Source organism: Vibrio sp. S457-15, assembly GCF_000960545.1.
Lineage (GTDB): Bacteria > Pseudomonadota > Gammaproteobacteria > Enterobacterales > Vibrionaceae > Vibrio > Vibrio parahaemolyticus.
The window spans coordinates 70,622-88,239 of sequence record NZ_JYOQ01000174.1; the positions used below are offsets into that span (position 1 = coordinate 70,622).

General features: G+C 47.2%; 17 protein-coding genes and 1 pseudogene. 5 read left to right on the forward strand and 13 right to left on the reverse strand.

All coding sequences use genetic code 11. The features are described 5' to 3' along the window. The first annotated feature begins 56 nt into the window (after positions 1–56). The 3 genes from UF05_RS17655 to UF05_RS25020 are packed head-to-tail and all read left to right on the forward strand — an operon-like array spanning position 57 to position 2,606. Positions 57–1,421, forward strand: a complete 1,365-nt coding sequence (locus UF05_RS17655; protein ID WP_045545446.1) for a cytochrome ubiquinol oxidase subunit I — start codon at positions 57–59, stop codon at positions 1,419–1,421. 28 nt (positions 1,422–1,449) lie between these two features. After that, positions 1,450–2,457, forward strand: a complete 1,008-nt coding sequence (gene cydB, locus UF05_RS17660; protein WP_045545447.1) for a cytochrome d ubiquinol oxidase subunit II — start codon at positions 1,450–1,452, stop codon at positions 2,455–2,457. A gap of 20 nt (positions 2,458–2,477) precedes the next feature. Continuing rightward, a complete protein-coding gene (locus tag UF05_RS25020) occupies positions 2,478–2,606 on the forward strand; it encodes a DUF2474 domain-containing protein (protein WP_079854006.1) in 129 nt (42 codons plus the stop codon). Positions 2,607–2,676: 70 nt separating this feature from the next. On the opposite strand, the pseudogene UF05_RS26605 reads toward UF05_RS25020, so the two are convergent. From UF05_RS26605 to UF05_RS17670, 3 genes and pseudogenes are all read right to left on the reverse strand, one after another. After that, positions 2,677–2,844: pseudogene (locus UF05_RS26605) on the reverse strand (PhzF family phenazine biosynthesis protein); the annotation flags it as partial. 13 nt (positions 2,845–2,857) lie between these two features. After that, on the reverse strand, positions 2,858–3,235 hold the full coding sequence (locus UF05_RS17665; RefSeq protein ID WP_025632076.1) for a carboxymuconolactone decarboxylase family protein: 378 nt from the start codon (positions 3,233–3,235) through the stop codon (positions 2,858–2,860). A 58-nt stretch (positions 3,236–3,293) separates the two neighbouring features. Continuing rightward, complete coding sequence (locus UF05_RS17670; protein WP_025632075.1) at positions 3,294–3,650, reverse strand: MerR family transcriptional regulator; 357 nt, start codon at positions 3,648–3,650, stop codon at positions 3,294–3,296. A gap of 234 nt (positions 3,651–3,884) precedes the next feature. Here UF05_RS17670 and UF05_RS17675 point away from each other — a divergent pair, with 234 nt between their 5' ends. Both UF05_RS17675 and UF05_RS17680 read left to right on the forward strand, forming a co-directional pair. Further along, positions 3,885–5,198, forward strand: a complete 1,314-nt coding sequence (locus UF05_RS17675; RefSeq protein ID WP_025556166.1) for a molybdopterin-dependent oxidoreductase — start codon at positions 3,885–3,887, stop codon at positions 5,196–5,198. Between the two features lie 43 nt (positions 5,199–5,241). Further along, positions 5,242–5,904, forward strand: coding sequence for a c-type cytochrome (locus UF05_RS17680; protein ID WP_025632073.1), 663 nt, complete (start codon positions 5,242–5,244; stop codon positions 5,902–5,904). Between the two features lie 182 nt (positions 5,905–6,086). Here the strand turns inward: UF05_RS17680 and UF05_RS17685 are convergent, their stop codons facing one another. The 10 genes from UF05_RS17685 to UF05_RS17730 form a co-directional block, all read right to left on the reverse strand. Beyond that, complete coding sequence (locus UF05_RS17685; protein ID WP_020838025.1) at positions 6,087–6,503, reverse strand: hypothetical protein; 417 nt, start codon at positions 6,501–6,503, stop codon at positions 6,087–6,089. A 190-nt stretch (positions 6,504–6,693) separates the two neighbouring features. After that, the gene (locus tag UF05_RS17690) at positions 6,694–7,296 is read right to left on the reverse strand and encodes a methyltransferase domain-containing protein (RefSeq protein WP_045545448.1); all 603 of its coding nucleotides are present in this window, start codon (positions 7,294–7,296) and stop codon (positions 6,694–6,696) included. A gap of 166 nt (positions 7,297–7,462) precedes the next feature. Next, positions 7,463–8,665, reverse strand: a complete 1,203-nt coding sequence (locus UF05_RS17695; RefSeq protein ID WP_045545449.1) for a phenylacetate--CoA ligase family protein — start codon at positions 8,663–8,665, stop codon at positions 7,463–7,465. 9 nt (positions 8,666–8,674) lie between these two features. Next, positions 8,675–9,496 (reverse strand): ABC transporter ATP-binding protein, encoded by an 822-nt coding sequence (locus UF05_RS17700; protein WP_082064055.1) that lies wholly within the window; start codon positions 9,494–9,496, stop codon positions 8,675–8,677. An 80-nt stretch (positions 9,497–9,576) separates the two neighbouring features. Then, on the reverse strand, positions 9,577–10,821 hold the full coding sequence (locus UF05_RS17705; RefSeq protein WP_045545450.1) for an ABC transporter substrate-binding protein: 1,245 nt from the start codon (positions 10,819–10,821) through the stop codon (positions 9,577–9,579). Positions 10,822–10,866: 45 nt separating this feature from the next. After that, positions 10,867–11,934: a branched-chain amino acid ABC transporter permease gene (locus UF05_RS17710; RefSeq protein WP_006741060.1), complete on the reverse strand. Its 1,068-nt coding sequence runs from the start codon at positions 11,932–11,934 to the stop codon at positions 10,867–10,869. Between the two features lie 11 nt (positions 11,935–11,945). Next, positions 11,946–12,839, reverse strand: coding sequence for a branched-chain amino acid ABC transporter permease (locus UF05_RS17715; protein WP_005463595.1), 894 nt, complete (start codon positions 12,837–12,839; stop codon positions 11,946–11,948). Next, positions 12,839–14,791 carry a long-chain fatty acid--CoA ligase gene (locus tag UF05_RS17720; RefSeq protein WP_045545451.1) on the reverse strand — a complete coding sequence of 651 codons (1,953 nt, stop codon included), beginning with the start codon at positions 14,789–14,791 and terminating at the stop codon, positions 12,839–12,841. The genes UF05_RS17715 and UF05_RS17720 overlap by 1 nt, the downstream gene beginning before the upstream one ends. Beyond that, positions 14,791–15,591: an ABC transporter ATP-binding protein gene (locus UF05_RS17725; protein ID WP_005463591.1), complete on the reverse strand. Its 801-nt coding sequence runs from the start codon at positions 15,589–15,591 to the stop codon at positions 14,791–14,793. Before UF05_RS17725 ends, UF05_RS17720 begins: the two co-directional genes overlap by 1 nt. A 243-nt stretch (positions 15,592–15,834) precedes the next feature. Continuing rightward, positions 15,835–17,472: an electron transfer flavoprotein-ubiquinone oxidoreductase gene (locus tag UF05_RS17730; RefSeq protein ID WP_045545452.1), complete on the reverse strand. Its 1,638-nt coding sequence runs from the start codon at positions 17,470–17,472 to the stop codon at positions 15,835–15,837. Positions 17,473–17,618 lie beyond the last annotated feature (146 nt).

Genomic DNA, 17,618 nt, shown 5'->3' on the forward strand with positions numbered 1-17,618 from the left:
TTCCGCTCCTTTTAAAATAGCTCTCTCATAAAACTTAAAAGATCAAAGGAAGTTTAATGTTTGGCCTCGACGCATTTATGCTTGCACGGATACAGTTCGCCTTTACGGTATCCTTTCATATTATTTTCCCCGCTATCACCATAGGTCTGGCCACCTATCTCGCCGTGCTGGAAGGCTTATGGCTAAAAACACGTAATCCCGATTACCAAAAGCTCTATCACTTCTGGTCGAAAATTTTTGCGGTTAACTTTGGGATGGGCGTTGTATCTGGCCTTGTCATGGCCTATCAATTCGGCACCAACTGGAGTGGTTTCTCCGACTTCGCTGGTTCTATCACTGGCCCATTACTGACTTATGAAGTGTTAACGGCTTTCTTTCTCGAAGCTGGATTTCTTGGCGTGATGCTATTTGGTTGGCGTCGCGTCGGCGAAAAGCTGCACTTTTTTGCAACCTCGATGGTGGCGTTAGGCACGATCATTTCGACGTTCTGGATTCTCGCCTCCAACAGTTGGATGCAAACGCCACAAGGCTATGAAATTGTCGACGGACGTGTGGTGCCAACCGACTGGTTTGCTATCGTTTTCAATCCTTCATTTCCTTATCGTTTGGCGCACATGAGCGTCGCGGCTTTCGTTAGTTCCGCACTCTTTGTAGGCGCGTCTGCCGCTTGGCATTTATTGAGAGACAATCAATCGACTGCGGTAAAAACGATGTTTTCGATGTCGCTCGGGATCTTAGTGTTCCTTGCGCCACTCCAAGCCGTGATTGGCGATGTACACGGGTTAAACACTCTCAAACACCAGCCCGCCAAAATCGCTGCCATCGAAGGACATTGGGATAACAGCGATGGCAAACCAACCCCATTGATATTGTTCGGCATGCCAAACATGGAACAAGAACGCACAGACTATGCCTTAGAAATTCCTGTTCTAGGAAGTTTGATCCTACGCCACAGTTTAACTGAGCCAATCCCGGCGCTGAAAGACTTCCCGAAAGAGGAACGACCGAACTCACCTATCGTCTTTTGGTCATTTCGAATCATGGTCGGACTAGGACTTCTGATGATTTTTCAAAGCTTCTACAGCATGTGGTTACGAAAAAAGAACACGCTTTATACCTCGCGTTGGTTCCTCAAGTTTTCATTGTTTATGGGGCCATCTGGTCTTATCGCAATACTCGCTGGCTGGTTTACGACAGAGGTTGGTCGGCAACCTTGGGTCGTGTATGGCGTACAAAAAACGCGTGATGCGGTTTCTGCACACGGAGACCTACAAATGAGCATCAGCCTGCTGTGTTTCCTTGTTGTATACAGCTTGGTATTTGGTTTTGGTTATTACTACATGATCCACCAAATCAAGAAAGGCCCCGATGCAATCGAACACGATGAGCACGACATGACGACCGTTTCAGGCCGCATCTAGAATTTGTCACAAAGTGAAGGTAGAGAATATGCATTTTGATTTATCCGTGATTTGGTTCGCGATCATCGTTTTTGCCACTTTGATGTACATCATCATGGATGGCTTCGATTTGGGTATTGGAATACTGATGCCCTTCATCAAGGATGAAAAACAAAAAGACGTCATGGTCAACAGTGTCGCGCCAGTTTGGGACGGCAACGAAACTTGGATTGTTCTTGGAGGCGCATCTCTATTTGGCGCTTTTCCGATGGCTTACGCGGTGATTATTGAAGCGCTAACCATCCCTTTGACGTTGATGTTGATTGCTTTGATCTTTCGTGGCGTAGCGTTTGAGTTTCGCTTTAAGGCATTGGAAAACCACTTAAAGTTCTGGGACCGCTCTTTTATGGTCGGCTCGATTTTAACCACGTTTTTCCAAGGCATCGTTGTTGGCGCAGTAATTCAAGGCTTTGCGGTGGAAAACCGAGTCTTCGTAGGTAGCCAACTAGACTGGCTCAGCCCTTTTCCCATCTTTTGTGGTTTGGGTTTAGTCGCAACGTACGCGCTACTTGGTAGCACATGGCTCATCATGAAGACGGAAGGTGAACTGCAAAACACGATGTACCGCTTCACGAACAAAACACTACTGGCGATGATCTCCGCATTAATCATTGTGAGCGCTTGGACCCCAATTGCTTACCCTGCCATTGCGAAAAGATGGTTTTCTCTGCCTAATTTGTTCTACTTACTGCCGGTACCTGTCATTACTGGGCTGGTCTGTTTGAAGATTGCCGACTCCGTAAAAAAGCGAAAAGAGCGCAGCCCTTTCGTGATGGCATTGGTGATCGTGATTCTCGGGTTCGCTGGGCTTGGCATAAGTATCTGGCCAAATATCATTCCTCCTAGCATATCGATATGGGAAGCAGCGGCTCCTGCAAGCAGTCAGCGCTTTATGCTCGTTGGAGCGGTGATCATCATCCCGATCATTCTGGCTTACACCTTTTGGAGTTACTACGTCTTCTCCGGAAAAGTGAAAGAAGACGAAGCGTACCATTAACGAGTTGGCAAGGAGTGAGTATGAAAATCAAAAATTGGTGCCACCAGTGGGCTTGGATGGTTGGGATCTGGGCGGCCAGTGTGCTCGCTCTGGGGTTCGTATCAATGCTGTTTCGCGTCATGATGACCGCTGCAGGGTTAAAATCTTAGCTCGGCACTGATAGGACAATCAAAAAATCGACCGCCTCCGGTTCTTGGTCAGAGCTAGAGGCGTTTACATTCAAGTCCGACTTTTTACGTGTGCAGACAATACGATAGTAGATTCTGAACCACGAGACACTTCAAAATAACCACCAGCACGAGATAGCTGACGAGCCGTCAATTTTTCTTTGCCCAGCTTTTCAAACCAATAAGGCGCTAATGAGCACTGAGCCGAGCCTGTGGCAAGAGCTTGCAGGCAGCTAAACCTGCCTTTCCGAGAGTACTTCTTTAAAGGCAAACATGCCATTTAATGCAGCTGGAAATCCTGCGTAAACAGACATTTGTATGATCACTTCGTTGATCTCTTCTTCCGTACAGCCAACGTTTAGCGCTGCGTGTAAATGCACTTTAAGCTGTGGAGTACAGTTCCCCATCGCCGTCAATGCGGACACCGTAGCGATCTCTCGCGATTTTAGATCTAGCCCTTCACGGGTGTAGATGTCGCCAAACGGGTACTCAATCGTGAACTTTGCTAAATCAGGGCAAATGTCGTTCAGGCTTTCGATAACTTTTTGACCAGCCTCTCCATCGATTTTTGATAACTGCTCTAACCCTGTTTGAAATCGCGTATTTTCCATTTTGTGTGCTCCTTTGAGTGAATACCCGCACACCTTACAAGTTAGAGTGAACTCTAAGTCAACGTACTTTTCCGCTTTTATACAGATTTATTTTTTCTTCTAATCGTTTCAGATGCTCATTTTGTTGTCGGATATGTTCGATTAAATTATCTCGATGAACTTCCAAAAGCTTTTGTCTGTCAGCAGTCGTTTGCGAGCCAATCTCCCTCAATGAAGCATATTCTTGAATCTCTTCTAACGGCATTCCCGTCTCTTTCAGCCGCTTGATGAAGTTGACCCAATCAATATCTCGATGGGTGTAGACACGGTGCCCACTGCTATTTCGGTGGACATGTTTCAGTAAGCCAATTTTTTCATAGTATCGAAGCGTGTAAGACGACAACCCAACTGCGTTGGAAAACTCTTTCATATTCATTATTTTTACCGAAGATTATCCCTTCCTGTGACCACAAGTAATGTAACCACACTATGGATAACCTTTGCAAAACAAGCAGTCTAGTTTCTTACCGATGTTGTTAAGACTATAAATAGTCGTCTACTTTTATTGATGTAAAACCTTTAGTAAGGCAACTGTAGAGATCGGCGATACGAACTAAGGGACGAGAATGACGTAGCAGTTCTTGGGCGTGTGCCGACAAAGGAACACATCATGAGTGAGAACGAGAAAAACAAACCGCAAGGGATCTATAAGTATTATGAAAACAATCCCAAATCTGCGGATGAGAAAGTCTTTGGACGAGTCAGCTACCCAGACAGGCGCGGTTTTCTAAAAGGCGCTGGTTTAGCGACCATGGCCGCCGCGCTTGGTGGATTTATCCCATTCCATCGCAATATGCCGGCTGGCATCATCCCCGCAGCTTTTGCAGAGGGTCTTGATGACGTCATGATCGAAGGTAAAGACGGTTTAACGGTCCTCAACGACAGACCGATGAATGCAGAAACCCCACCCCATTTGTTGAATGACGACGTAACTCCAACTCGACGCCATTTCATTCGCAACAACGGTATTCCACCAGCAGACGTAAACCCTGAAACTTGGACGTTGACCATTGATGGATTGGTCGACAAACCAATGTCGCTGTCGATTGCCGATCTCAAAAAGAACTTCGATGTCGTAGAGCAACAACTGGTCGTTGAATGTGGCGGTAACGGCCGTGCTTTCTTTGATCCCAAAGCATCCGGTAATCAATGGACTTACGGCGCTGTGGCTTGCTCTAGTTGGACAGGCGTTCGCTTGGCCGACGTGCTCAAAGCCGCAGGCGTAAAAGACGGAGCCATTTACACCGCGCACTATGGTGCCGACAAGCATCTTTCAGGCAAAGAAGGCAAGTTACCAATTTCTCGTGGCGTCCCCATTGCTAAAGCCATGAGCAGTGAAAATCTCATCGCCTTTGCCCAAAACGGCGAAGCGCTTCACCCTATGAATGGCGCGCCATTGCGTTTAGTGGTTCCAGGTTGGCCAGGTTCTTGTTCGCAAAAATGGCTCACTCGCATTCAAATTCGCGATCAAATACACGATGGACCAAAGATGACAGGCACTTCCTATCGAGTCCCTAACCGACCTGTCGCCCCGGGAGAAAACGTGGCGAAAGAGGATTTCGAGATCATAGAGCGCATGCCAGTAAAATCTCTCATCACCTCTCCGCAAACCAACACAGAAGTCAATGGCAATGAAATCGCCATTCGCGGACATGCTTGGTCTGGCGACCGAAAAGTGACCAAAGTGCAGATTTCGATTGATTTTGGCGCAACATGGATGGATGCCGACCTCGCAGCTCCTGCTAACGACGGTGCTTGGCAAACGTTCAATGCTAAGGTGAAGTTCCCTCAAGCGGGTTACTACGAAGTGTGGGCGAAAGCGACTGACGATCAAGGCGTCAGCCAGCCTTTTGCCATCGCATGGAATCCGAAAGGTTACCTCAACAACACTTTCCACCGCATTGCATTGATTGTACGAAGCTAAAGAGTCTGTAGCAGAATGGTGAGAAATTAGGGGACATAACACGGTGAGAACAAAACAACCATCAGAGCGGGTACTCCCGCTCGCTTTCACCCTTTTGGCTTTGTTGAGCGACCCTGTCCTTGCGAGTAACGACGAGTTGATTGCAGCAGGCGAGCAGCAAGCCATGGTTTGTAAAGCCTGCCATCAGTTTGAGCAGAATGGCGTAACGGTGGTTGGCCCGCCCTTATGGGGGCTAGCAGAGCGCAATATCGCCAGTTTTGAGGGCTTCAATTACAGCGAAGCAATCAAACAGCATCAAGGTCAATGGGACGCCGAAAAACTGGATGCTTTTTTGGCGTCACCATCGGAGTTTGCTCCGGGCACAAACATGGTCTTTCCCGGCGTAAAAGACCCGGGTGCGCGAGCCGCAATCATTGCATGGCTAGCGACCCAAAACCCGACGCCACCAGATTGGAATACTGCTTCATCTGAAATGGAGGTCAAATCAGCTGGTGATGGGATATTAGAGCCAGGAGAGAATATGGATCTCGTCGCTGCAGTCTGCTCAGCCTGTCATTCGTTACACATGGTCACACAACAAGGACTAAGCCGCCAAAGATGGGATGAAACCCTCGACTGGATGATTGAGGAGCAAGGAATGGAAGATTTATCAGGCGACGACCGAGAAGCCATTCTGGAATACCTTTCTACCTATTATGGAGGGTAATCAAACGTCAGCTGCTATCGCTATTTGATTATACGAGACTCAACCCGTCCTTGGACAAAGTGAAGTTCCGCGCGACCGCCAGTTATAGTAAACGACTGCTGCCCATTCCATACATCTACGTCGTTTTGCGAAATACTAAATGTATGGAAAGCACATCGACTCGCAATCACAATACTCCACCGCTACTTGGGGGTTAAACTCTCAAGTCCGCTTGTATCGACTCCTTCTAATGCATGTTTTTCAAGAAGATATGTCTCTGAGCGCTCATTGGCTTTGCGTTGTTCAATCAGTTTTTGCTGCTCTATTGTTATTCGGGTTTGACGCTCAATTGCTTCCTGTTCACTCTCACACTGTCTGAATCCATCAGACCAACCTTGAGCATACTTTTTATCAGAGTTAAATCGGGAAATGTCTTTCTTAAATTCATCAAACAAGCTTCCAGCCGCTTTGTATCCACTGTGACACCCGTCATCAAAACCCTCTGCATATTGAACAGGAAACCCTTTGGCCACCATATTGTCTTTCGTGCTTGCGCAGCCTAAAAGCCCCAAAGTGAATAAAGAGATAACGAACACATTACATTTAGACATTATTTTCATGAAGAATACCTTCGTTTAGCATGGGTAATCAGATTAAAGTCTAGGCAATGGAGTTCGAGGATAGCAAGGTGTCTATTCGGTATCATCTATGTCTCCATATCTAATCCAAAAATGAGTCAACTACCAAACTACTAATAGGTAATTGGACAACTAAAGATCACCAACAATGTCAGATTGAATTACCATGGCCTCATTTCTTCTGCCACACCATCCACTGTTCTTTGCCTTTGAAGACATCAACGCTGTCGGTAACGGGTGCGCTTTCGATTAGGTGGAAATTGGCCTCTAGCTTTTGTTCAATCTCTCCGCTGCGCAAACAAAAAGGAGGAAAACGCGATCGGTAGTCGTCGCTGATAACAAAATACCCCACCAGCAAGCCATTACTTGGTAGCAAACGCTCAATCATCGCAAAGTAATCACCCCATATTTCTCTCGGTAGTGCGGCTAAAAATGCGCGTTCATAAATCACATCAAACGCTCGGGAAAAGTCCGCATTAAATACATCCCCCAACATCACTTTATCTTGATGTTGACCAAGCTGAGATTTCGCAAGATTGACGGCTTCTGCGCTGTAATCCATTGCGATAACGTCATGTCCGCAATCGACAAAATGCGTTACTTCATAAGCTGCGCCGCAGCCGGGGATAAACACCGAGTGAGTCTTGTTAGCAATGCGCTTTAAGTAGTGCTTCAGCTCGTTTGGCGTTTGGTTACGATCCCAAGGCATCGTGCCGTTAAAAAACAGCGCATCCCAAAATTGTTCATTGATGATTGGTGAACCTTTGCTTTTCATCGTTCTTGTTCTCGCTTACATGCACACATTCAACAAAAGCATGCACTCAAAAAAAGAAAGGGATACGCGATGAATCTCGGTATCCCTTTTTCGTTGATAGCCTAGCATTAGATGCCTAGTGTTGATGTTTAACGTTGTTAATGACGTGACTGTTCTTATTATTCATCTAACTGCGCAAATCATTGATCAAGGGCTGATCCGCATCGTTTGCGACAAACTGAACATTGCCTTTCAGTTTGGTGACGGATTGAAGTGTTGCTTGAATGTCCTCTGCCGATACATGTACATCATGACAACAGAATGTGATGGTATCGCTGAAGCCTTCACGCTCAATCTTCAAAGAACCTTTGATTTCATGACGACGACACACTTCTTGGATTTGATGCGGATAAACAAACAGCCCTTTGACTTTCACCGCCGAGTCCGCACGCCCCATCCAACCCTTTATTCGCGCATTTGTGCGTGGCAAATCGGAGTCTGAGTCTAAATAAGCCGATAAATCTCCCGTTGCGTACCGAATCAGCGGAAACTTGTCATCAAGCGAGGTAACGACCACCTCTCCGACCTCACCCAGTTGTACTGGTATACCGTCGGGATCAACGATTTCAACAATAATATCTTCGGCAATCACTAAGCCTTGCTCGCCAGCAACTTGATACGCAATCAAACCAAGCTCGGCACTCGCGTAGGCTTGAAATACAGCAATCCCTTTGTCCGTAAACGCTTGTTGCATATCTGCGGTGACGGCTTCACCAGAAACTAACGCTTTGGTAAAACTAGGTAACTCGCCGTATTGCTCTTGGTATTTCTGTAGCAGCGTCAACAAATAAGATGGCGTTCCCGTGTAACCCGTCGGCTGAAGCTGTTTGATCGCTTCAATCTGCGCTTCGGTATTACCTACCCCAGCCGGAAATACCGCGCAACCACACGCTCTAGCACCGCCATCCATAATGAATCCACCCGGAGAGAAGTGATAAGAGAGCGTGTTGTGGACTAAATCCCCACGGCAAAACCCTGCAGCATGAAACGCGCGTCCCATTCGCCAGAAGTCCGATTCATCCGTTTGCGCCTCATACAAAGGCCCCGGAGATTGAAATACGCGCGCCATCTGGCCGATTGCAACGCTGTTTAAACCACCAAACGGCGGCTTGAGTTGCTGCTGGTTTGGGACATTGAATTTGCGAGTGATCGGAAACTGGGCGAGCCCTTCACGATTACTTGCTTTTGACGCGTCTATATCTGCGAAGATGTTGCCGTAGTGCTCGCTGTTCGCTTTTGCGTTTTCAATCAGTGTCGGCAGACGTTGAAACAACGATTCTTCTCTCTCAGCGGAAGATAAAGACTCTTTTGCATCGAATAATTCGTTCATCATCACTCCTTAAAGCCAGCGCTTACGACGTTTGTAGGACTTAAGATTCTTGAAGCTCTTGCGCTCTTCATCGCCGCCACCAAGGTAGAACTCTTTCACGTCTTCGTTATTAAGCAGCTCATGTTTAGTACCATCGAGCACAATCTTGCCTGACTCCATGATGTAGCCGTAATCGGCGGCATGCAGTGCAAAGTTTGCGTTCTGTTCCACCAGCAACATGGTAATGCCTTGGTCTTTGTTGATCTTTTCGATGATGCTGAACACTTCCTTCACCAACAGTGGTGAAAGCCCCATAGACGGCTCATCAAGTAAGATCATTTTCGGGCGCGCCATCAATGCGCGGCCAATAGCCAACATCTGCTGCTCACCGCCCGACAAATAGCCCGCGAGACCAGTACGTTCTTTGAGTCGAGGAAAGTAATCAAACACCATTTCGATGTCTTTCTCGACCTCGTTGTCGTTGCGGGTAAACGCACCTAAACGAAGGTTCTCGATAACCGTCATGTCTTCGACAATTCGACGCCCTTCCATCACTTGGAAAATGCCCGAACGAACAATCTCTTCAGGGCTCTTGTTGTCGATACGCTCGCCCATGAAGTTGATTTCGCCGCGCGTCACTTCACCATCTTCGGTTTTCAACAAACCAGAAATGGCTTTCAACGTTGTGGATTTACCCGCACCGTTGGCACCCAGTAAGGTCACAATCTGCCCTTTTGGAACTTCTAAGCTCACACCGCGAAGTACTAGTATTACTTCGTCGTAGACGACTTCAATGTTGTTCACTGAAAGCAGTATTTCTGCCGGTTCGATATTCGTTGCTAATTCAGCCATCAAACTACTCCTTGCTAGGGTGAGAGTGTTCTCTCACCCATCCTTATTTTCAGTAAGCTTTGTTATTAATAAGTCGTCGATTAGTAACCTAGCCAATCGTCACGACGTGACAATGTCACTTGGGACACTTTCTTAATATCGACTGCGCCGCCGTTGTTGTTACCCATAAACACGTTCACGGTTGTTGTGCCACGGTGATCTTCCGGCTTCCAGTTCGCAGGTACACAAACACCTTCTAAGCCTTGTGGGACCCAGTTGTCATGGACATACATGCCCTTCTTGATGTTTTCACCCGTAATGCCACCGTTGTCTTTCGCCCACTCCATCGCTTCTTTCATGTAGAACGCAGAACAAATGCCGCGAATGTAGTGGTGAGTTCTAAACTCGCCCGGCTCTGATTCAGACTGCTTAGAAATCTCACGAACCAGTTTCATGCCTTCGTTATCGTCTCCCCAAAACGCCGTCATGCCAGGGAAAACATAATCTTTAAGGCCGTCACCCGCCGCTTCAAGTACTGGTTTGTCACCGCCCCAAATGTTCGCCATGTACTGGAACTCTGTACCAACCGTGTTACAAGACTTCACGAGTGAGATAACCGAGCTACCGATATTGGCAATGTAACCGTAGTTAGTGCCAGACTCTTTCAGCGACAGACATTGCGCTTTGAAATCACCCGGCTTGAGTGACACAACGACTGGGTTTTGCACTTCAAAACCAAGCTCTTCTGCATATTCTGCACACGCTTCTTTTGGTGCATTCGGGAATGGGTGGTTATCACCAATGTGGGTAAATTTCGGCGCACCTTGGTTACCCTTTGACTCCCAATCTTCTTTCGCCCATTTCACTAGCGCACGACAGGCATCCGAGTACGACGCACCATAGAAGAAGTTGTAAGGCGCTGGTTTCGCGGTTTTAGGGTTCTTGCCTGTTGGGTCAGTTAAGTGACCAGAGTAAGAGGCAGAGAACACCGGCACTTTGTCTTTGGTCACAAACGAGATCAGTGCTTCCGTATCAGCTGTCCCCCAGCCTTGCAGCGCAACCATGTTTTTGCGCGCCACCCAACGTTTGTAGTTGGAAATGGCTACTGGCACTTTATACGCCATGTCTACCGTTTCAAATTCGAGCTCAGTACCGTTAATACCACCGTTTTGGTTAATCCAGTGCAATGCGTCTCGCACGCCAGAACCATAAGGCTTACTCACATACGCCGTTGGTCCGGAAAAGTCGACCAATTGCCCGACGAATACAGAGTCTTTTGCCCAAGTTGCGGTAGTAAACAGTGCCGAAGATAGCACCAACGTTGTCGCTAAATGTCCTTTGTTCATAACTCGTTGTCCTTGTTATTGAGGTATATTCCACTTAATTACACGTTAATAAGAAAACGGATAGTGTTTCCAATATGCTCGAATCTGTTGCCAGCGATGCGATAACCCTTGAGGTTCGAAAATCAGGAACAGCATGATGACCAAGCCGATCGCCATTTCTTTGAAGTAAGCAAGCCCATCAACGAACGAAGTGTTATTGCTAAACGCAGCCAGCCCCGTCACGCCAAACTCCAATACTTCTGGCAGTAATACGATAAATATCGTACCCATCAATGTGCCTTTGACGGAACCCAAGCCACCAATGATGATCATTGCCAAGAACTGGATAGACATCATGATGGTGAAACCTTCTGCTGATACGAACCCTAAATAATGCCCGTAGAGTGCACCCCCGATGCCTGCATAGAACGCACACACACCAAATGAGAGCAGACGATACTTGGTTAGGTTGATACCCATGATTTCTGCCGACAGGTAGTGATCTCGTACCGAGACAAACGCGCGACCATCACGAGAGCGGATCAAGTTCGATGCCCACATGTACATAAAGATCAGCGCAAACAGAGCAATGTAGAAGAAGCTTTCATCGGTCGTAAACTCAAAGCCAAACAGATTGATAGGATTTGCACCAGCACCATATGAGCCGCCACTGAACCAGTCTGCACGAGCAAAGAAGTCCTCTAAAATAAACTGCGCAGCCAAAGTCGCAATCGCGAGATATAAGCCTTTAATTCGCGCAGCTGGCAGACCAAACAGCATCCCGACAATCATGGTTAAGTAACCCGCGAGCGGAATCGCAAACACGACTGGAATGTTGAACTGGTTATTCAGCCAAGCCGATGCAAACGCGCCAAAGCCAAAGAACGCGCCATGACCTAGCGAGATTTGTCCGGTGAAGCCAACCAAAATGTTCAAACCAAGGGCCGCAATACCGAGATACGCAATCTGAATAAACAGGTTAAGGAAGTAAATATCCAATACCAGCGGTGCGGCCAGCATGGCGATCACACCCGCTATCGCGAGGCTTCTGATGGTTTTGGTTTCAAAAATTGGCGTATCACTTTTGTATGTGGTTCGAAAATCCCCACATGGGCGCATGCTAAGTTGAGCCATAGTATTTCTCCTTAAATACGCTCAATATCTTTGGTACCAAACAGGCCGTATGGCTTGAAGGCAAGAATGATTAACAGCACGTAGAACGGTGCGATGTTGTAAAGGTTACCCACTTGCAGGTATTGGCTATCAAAGAACTCAGCCAAGTTCTCCAGCACCCCGATGGTGATACCACCGACGATTGCGCCGACCACTGAATCCAAGCCACCTAAAATAACCGCTGGGAACACTTTAATACCGATGATAGAGAGCGCGTCTGATACGCCATTTACGATCCCGATAACAATCCCTGCTGTCGCGGATACCATCGCCGAAATAGCCCAACTGATGGCGAACACTTTCTTGATGGAAATGCCAAGACTCTGGGCTACTTGTTGGTTGAATGCCGTCGCTCGCATCGCCAAACCCATCTTGCTGAATTTAAAGAACCAGTAGAACGCGCCCATGATGATCATCGAGAAGATCAAACTGAGGATGTAAGCAAACTCAACGTTCAGACCGCCAATGTTAACCACGTTAGTTTCAAATACCTGTGGGTACGACACCGCAGACACACCAAACATCCATTTCATCAGCGCTTGGAAGAACATCGACAAACCGATGGTCACCATGATCACCGAGATGATCGGCTCACCAATCAACGGCCTGAGCACGATGGTTTGCACGGCGATACCAAACACCATCATAAAGGCGAGAGTGAGTAAGAAGCCGACGAAAAATGGCAGCTGTAGATGAACCAATGCAGCCCAACACACCCATGCACCGATCAGTAGAAACTCACCCTGAGCAAAGTTCACCACCTGAGTTGATTTGTAAATCAGTACAAAGCACATGGCGACCACGCCATACAACATGCCGACGATCACGCCATTAATGACGAGTTGCAGTAATAAATCCGTATTCACTATGCGATCCTCCGTTGTTCGCTATCCACCAGTGTCAGCTCATGTTGAATAAGCGTTTCTATCACCAGCGACGTTTGAATGCGTGTCTTGGTTCCATCCTGATAAGTGATCACCGTGTCGACGTCCACAGTCGGCGCGGCGCTGTAAATGGTTTCGATGATGTCACCGTATTTCTCGGCAACCACACCACGACGCACTTTACGTGTACGAGTTAGCTCGCCGTCATCCGCGTCCAGCTCTTTGTAAAGCAGAATGAATTTGCTGATCTTCTGCGCGTCTGGCAGCGATACATTCACTTTGAGCACTTCTTCACGAATCGCTTTGTACACTTCTGGCTGTGCAGAAAGGTTGGTGTAGTTGGTAAACGCAATCCCCTTTTGTTCCGCCCACTTCGCGACGATCGCGTAACGAATACAGATAATTGCGGAGAGCCAAGGTCGGCCTTTGCCCACCACCACCGCTTCTGCGATAAATGGCGAGAACTTGAGTTTGTTTTCAATGAACTGTGGAGAGTAACGGTCGCCGTGGCTGGTTTCCGACATGTCTTTCAAACGGTCAATCACCACTAAGTGGCCAGAATCTTTAAAGTAGCCCGCATCGCCTGTGTGCATCCAACCATCTTGAACATCTTCGTCGTACGCGGCCTGATTATTGAGATAGCCGGTAAACATGCCCGAGCTTTTCGCAATGATCTCACCCACCCCATTGCTGTCTGGGTTGATGACTTTCACTTCCGCATTATCAAACGCCACACCGACGGAGTCGTAATCCACATCATCCGCTTTATGCACGGTGTACGCACCACACATTTCGGTCTGACCATAAAGCTGTTTGAGTGGCACACCGATCGCTTGCAAGTAACGGAACGTGTCTGGTCCCATCGCCGCACCACCGGTAGCCGCAGAAGACAGATTCGAGAAACCTAAACGGTCGCGTAGAGCGCGCAGAAGGATCCATTCCGCCAGCTTAGAACGCTTGCCCTGATCCAGTGCTTTGTTCGCTAAGCTCATACCGAGTTTGTACATCTTCTGCTTGAACGGTGTGGAATCCATCATGCGTGCAGACACATCCGCCACAATGTTTTCCCACACGCGCGGTGCAAGCAGCACAAAGTTCGGGCCAATCTCGCGTAAGTCCGACATCATGGTTTCTTGCTCTTCAACAAAGTTGACGATTTGACGCGAAATCAACGCCTGACCAACCACATACACCTGCTCCATGATCCAAGGCAGAGGCAGTACAGAAACGTAGTTGTCACCCGGAGAACGTGGGTCCGCACGCAAGTAAGCCGCACAATGATCTAAAAAGGAGCCGCTGTGTAGCTGTGCCAGTTTCGGTTTTGAGGTCGTACCCGAAGTGGTACAAAGAATCGAGAGATCACTGCCTTTGGTTGCGGCAACCATATTGAGATACTTGTCTGGGTTAGCTTTATCGATCAGCTGACCTTTTTTGTAGACCTGCTCAACATCAATCAGTCGCGGATCATCGTATTTGCGCATCCCGCGTGGATCGCAGTAAATAATGTATTCCACACTTGGAATTTCATCCCCAAGCTCAAGCAGTTTGTCGCATTGCTCTTCATCTTCGGCAATCACAACTTTGGCTTTGGCGTAGTTGATTAAGTACGCCACTTCTTCATGCATGGAATCTTGATAGATACCCAGTGAATAGCCTTTGATCGCGTGCGCAGCCAGTTCACCCCAAACCCATTCAGGTCGGTTATCCCCCAACAGGCCAATCACATCTTGCTCGCCGATGCCTAAATCTTGTAGCGATAATGCCATCCACTTGACTCGGTTTTCGTAATCCTGCCAAGTAAACTCTCGCCAAATACCGAACTCTTTCTCACGCATTGCCACTTGCTCTGGCCAGTGCTTGGCATTGTGCTGCAACACTTTTGGAAAGGTATCTAAGCTGGTTATATCTGCCCAATCATTATGTTGCTGTGCCATTATGCACTCTCCTCTAATGTCGGTAGTTCTTCACCCAAATAAGCCTGTTTCACGTGTGGGTTCGCCATCACTTCTTCCGGTTCGCCCATTGCAATGTGTTTACCAAAATCCAAAACCAACACGCGATTGGAGATATCCATCACCACGCCCATGTCGTGTTCGATCATGATGATGGTGATGTCGAGTTCTTCATTCAGATCCATGATGTAACGTGCCATGTCTTCCTTTTCTTCAAGGTTCATACCGGCCATCGGCTCATCGAGTAAAAGAAGTTTTGGTCTTAATGCTATTGCGCGCGCAAGCTCGACACGTTTACGTAAACCGTAAGAAAGCGTGCCAGCGGTGGCTTTGCGGATGTGTTGGATTTCAAGAAAATCGATCACGTCTTCCACGTATTTGCGGTGCGCCATCTCTTCTTTTTGTGCGTTAGAGAACCAGTAAAGTGGGCCTGTCACGAAGTTATTTTTCAACAGATGGTGTCGGCCAACCATGATGTTGTCGAGCACAGACATGTGTGAAAAGAGGGCTAAGTTTTGGAAGGTTCTGCCCAGACCTAACTCAGCGCGTTGACTCGGTGTACGTTTGGTTACGTCGTTTCCAGCAAAGATGACCGACCCTTTGTTCGGAGTGTATCGGCCAGAGATGCAGTTGAGCATCGAGGTTTTACCAGCACCATTGGGACCGATGATTGAGAAAATTTCCTTCTCGTTCACATGGAAGCTCACGTCGGTTAACGCTTTCACCCCACCAAAGGCCAATGAAATATCGTTTACCTGCAAAAGAGGTGTTTCCGATACCATAGTTGATCTCCCTTTCATTTTGAGTGCGTTTCCTTGAGCACTATTTCGATATCAAACTTCACTTTGATACTGGTAACCGCTTCTACACCTATGCATCAACTTTTAATTCAGTTTACGTAAACGTCAATTTAAAATCAGAATAGTGCCTTGAAGATTAAGTTGCAATCGAGTTCACCGATAAAGATTTGAACTGACGCAAACTTTAAGTAAATAAGTTGTTAATAAAAAATTATTCTCAGACCACTACATATTTGGGTAGTTGGGACCACCACCACCTTCAGGAGGCGTCCAGGTGATGTTTTGACTTGGGTCTTTGATATCGCAGGTTTTACAGTGAATACAGTTCGCCGCATTAATCTGTAATTCGGCTTGCTCTGCACCTTCTACAATTTCATACACCCCAGCAGGACAGTAGCGTTGAGCGGGCTCTGCATAGAGCGCCAAGTTCTGTTCGATAGGAATGCGCTGGCTGGCAAGCTGCAAATGACACGGTTGGTCTTCTTCATGGAAAATATTGGATAAATAGACGGAAGAAAGACGGTCGAAACTCAACACGCCATCAGGCTTCGGATAGAGGATCTCATCGCTGTTTTCCGCCAGAATCAAAGACTGATGATCGGGATGTTCACAACGTACATTCCACTTTGCTTTGCCTTTTAACACGTTGTGTTCCAACATCGCTAAACCACCACCTAACCAAGAGCCAAAACGGTGTATTCCGCTAGAGAAGTTGCGTGCTTGATAAAGCTCTTCATATAGCCATGACTGTTTGAAATGGCTTTGATAGTCGGCAATAACCGATTGATTTAAAATCGCTTCAACGACTGCTTCCGCCGCAATCATGCCTGATTTCATGGCAGTGTGCGTACCTTTGATTTTGGATCCATTGAGTGTTCCAGCATCGCAGCCAATCAACAAGCCACCCGCGAATTGTTGTGTAGGAAGGGAGTGAAAACCACCTTTGGTAATGGCTCTCGCACCATAGCTGATGCGTTTACCATTTTTTAGGTACTGTTCAATCATCGGGTGATGTTTAAAACGTTGAAATTCGTCAAACGGACTCAAATGAGGATTCTTGTAATTGAGGTCAACAATCAAACCGACAGCAACTTGGTTGCCCTCAAGATGATAAAGATAACTGCCACCACTCGCTTCGTTTGCCAACGGCCAACCTAATCCATGCACAACCAATCCTTGCTGATGTTGCTCTGCAGGTATTTCCCACAGCTCTTTAAAGCCAATCGCATAGTGCTGTGGCGTTTTATCTTCAGCGAGATTAAATTTGTTAATCAATTGCTTACCAATATGACCTCTGGCACCTTCGGCAAACAGCGTAAACTTAGCGCGAAGTTCGATACCCGGCTCGAAATTGGCTTTTTGCTCGCCGTTTTTATCTAACCCCATGTCCCCAGTAAGCACGCCACAAACACGGTTTTGTTCATCAATAATGGCTCGGTTAGCACTAAAGCCAGGGTAGATTTCTACGCCTAGGTTTTCTGCTTGGGTTGCCATCCAACGGCACAAACTACCTAAACTGATGATGTAATTACCATCGTTATGCAGCGTATTCGGCACTGCCCACGTCGGCAGTTCATGACCATTAAGTTCGTTACTTAAATAGTAGGTTTTATCTTGATTGACTTTGGTATTGAGCGGCGCGTCCTTTTCTTTCCAATCCGGAAACAACTCATCCAAACTGCGCGTTTCAAACACCGCGCCAGAGAGAATGTGCGCCCCCACTTCCGAACCTTTCTCTACAACACAAACTGAAATTTCTTGGTCTTTTTCCATTGCCAACTGTTTGACGCGACAGGCAGCAGACAAGCCCGCCGGGCCCGCACCAACAATCAGAACATCAAACTCCATGCAGTCTCTTTCCATGGTTGTATTCCCTTCCTCTTTTGCATGTTGCCAACTTGTTAATCAACAATATATTTAAAGTTGACGCAAACGTAAAGGTAAATTAACATCAATTTAAAGACGTCAACACATCGTCTTCAGTGTCAACAGATAGTCTTCACTGTAAA

Coding starts and splice junctions, on each gene's coding strand:
- UF05_RS17655 (WP_045545446.1), top strand. CDS start 57: ATGTTTGGCCTCGACGCATTTATGCTTGCACGGATACAGTTCGCCTTT.
- cydB (WP_045545447.1), top strand. CDS start 1,450: ATGCATTTTGATTTATCCGTGATTTGGTTCGCGATCATCGTTTTTGCC.
- UF05_RS25020 (WP_079854006.1), top strand. CDS start 2,478: ATGAAAATCAAAAATTGGTGCCACCAGTGGGCTTGGATGGTTGGGATC.
- UF05_RS17665 (WP_025632076.1), bottom strand. CDS start 3,235: ATGGAAAATACGCGATTTCAAACAGGGTTAGAGCAGTTATCAAAAATC.
- UF05_RS17670 (WP_025632075.1), bottom strand. CDS start 3,650: ATGAATATGAAAGAGTTTTCCAACGCAGTTGGGTTGTCGTCTTACACG.
- UF05_RS17675 (WP_025556166.1), top strand. CDS start 3,885: ATGAGTGAGAACGAGAAAAACAAACCGCAAGGGATCTATAAGTATTAT.
- UF05_RS17685 (WP_020838025.1), bottom strand. CDS start 6,503: ATGAAAATAATGTCTAAATGTAATGTGTTCGTTATCTCTTTATTCACT.
- UF05_RS17690 (WP_045545448.1), bottom strand. CDS start 7,296: ATGAAAAGCAAAGGTTCACCAATCATCAATGAACAATTTTGGGATGCG.
- UF05_RS17695 (WP_045545449.1), bottom strand. CDS start 8,665: ATGAACGAATTATTCGATGCAAAAGAGTCTTTATCTTCCGCTGAGAGA.
- UF05_RS17700 (WP_082064055.1), bottom strand. CDS start 9,496: ATGGCTGAATTAGCAACGAATATCGAACCGGCAGAAATACTGCTTTCA.
- UF05_RS17705 (WP_045545450.1), bottom strand. CDS start 10,821: ATGAACAAAGGACATTTAGCGACAACGTTGGTGCTATCTTCGGCACTG.
- UF05_RS17710 (WP_006741060.1), bottom strand. CDS start 11,934: ATGGCTCAACTTAGCATGCGCCCATGTGGGGATTTTCGAACCACATAC.
- UF05_RS17720 (WP_045545451.1), bottom strand. CDS start 14,791: ATGGCACAGCAACATAATGATTGGGCAGATATAACCAGCTTAGATACC.
- UF05_RS17725 (WP_005463591.1), bottom strand. CDS start 15,591: ATGGTATCGGAAACACCTCTTTTGCAGGTAAACGATATTTCATTGGCC.
- UF05_RS17730 (WP_045545452.1), bottom strand. CDS start 17,472: ATGGAAAGAGACTGCATGGAGTTTGATGTTCTGATTGTTGGTGCGGGC.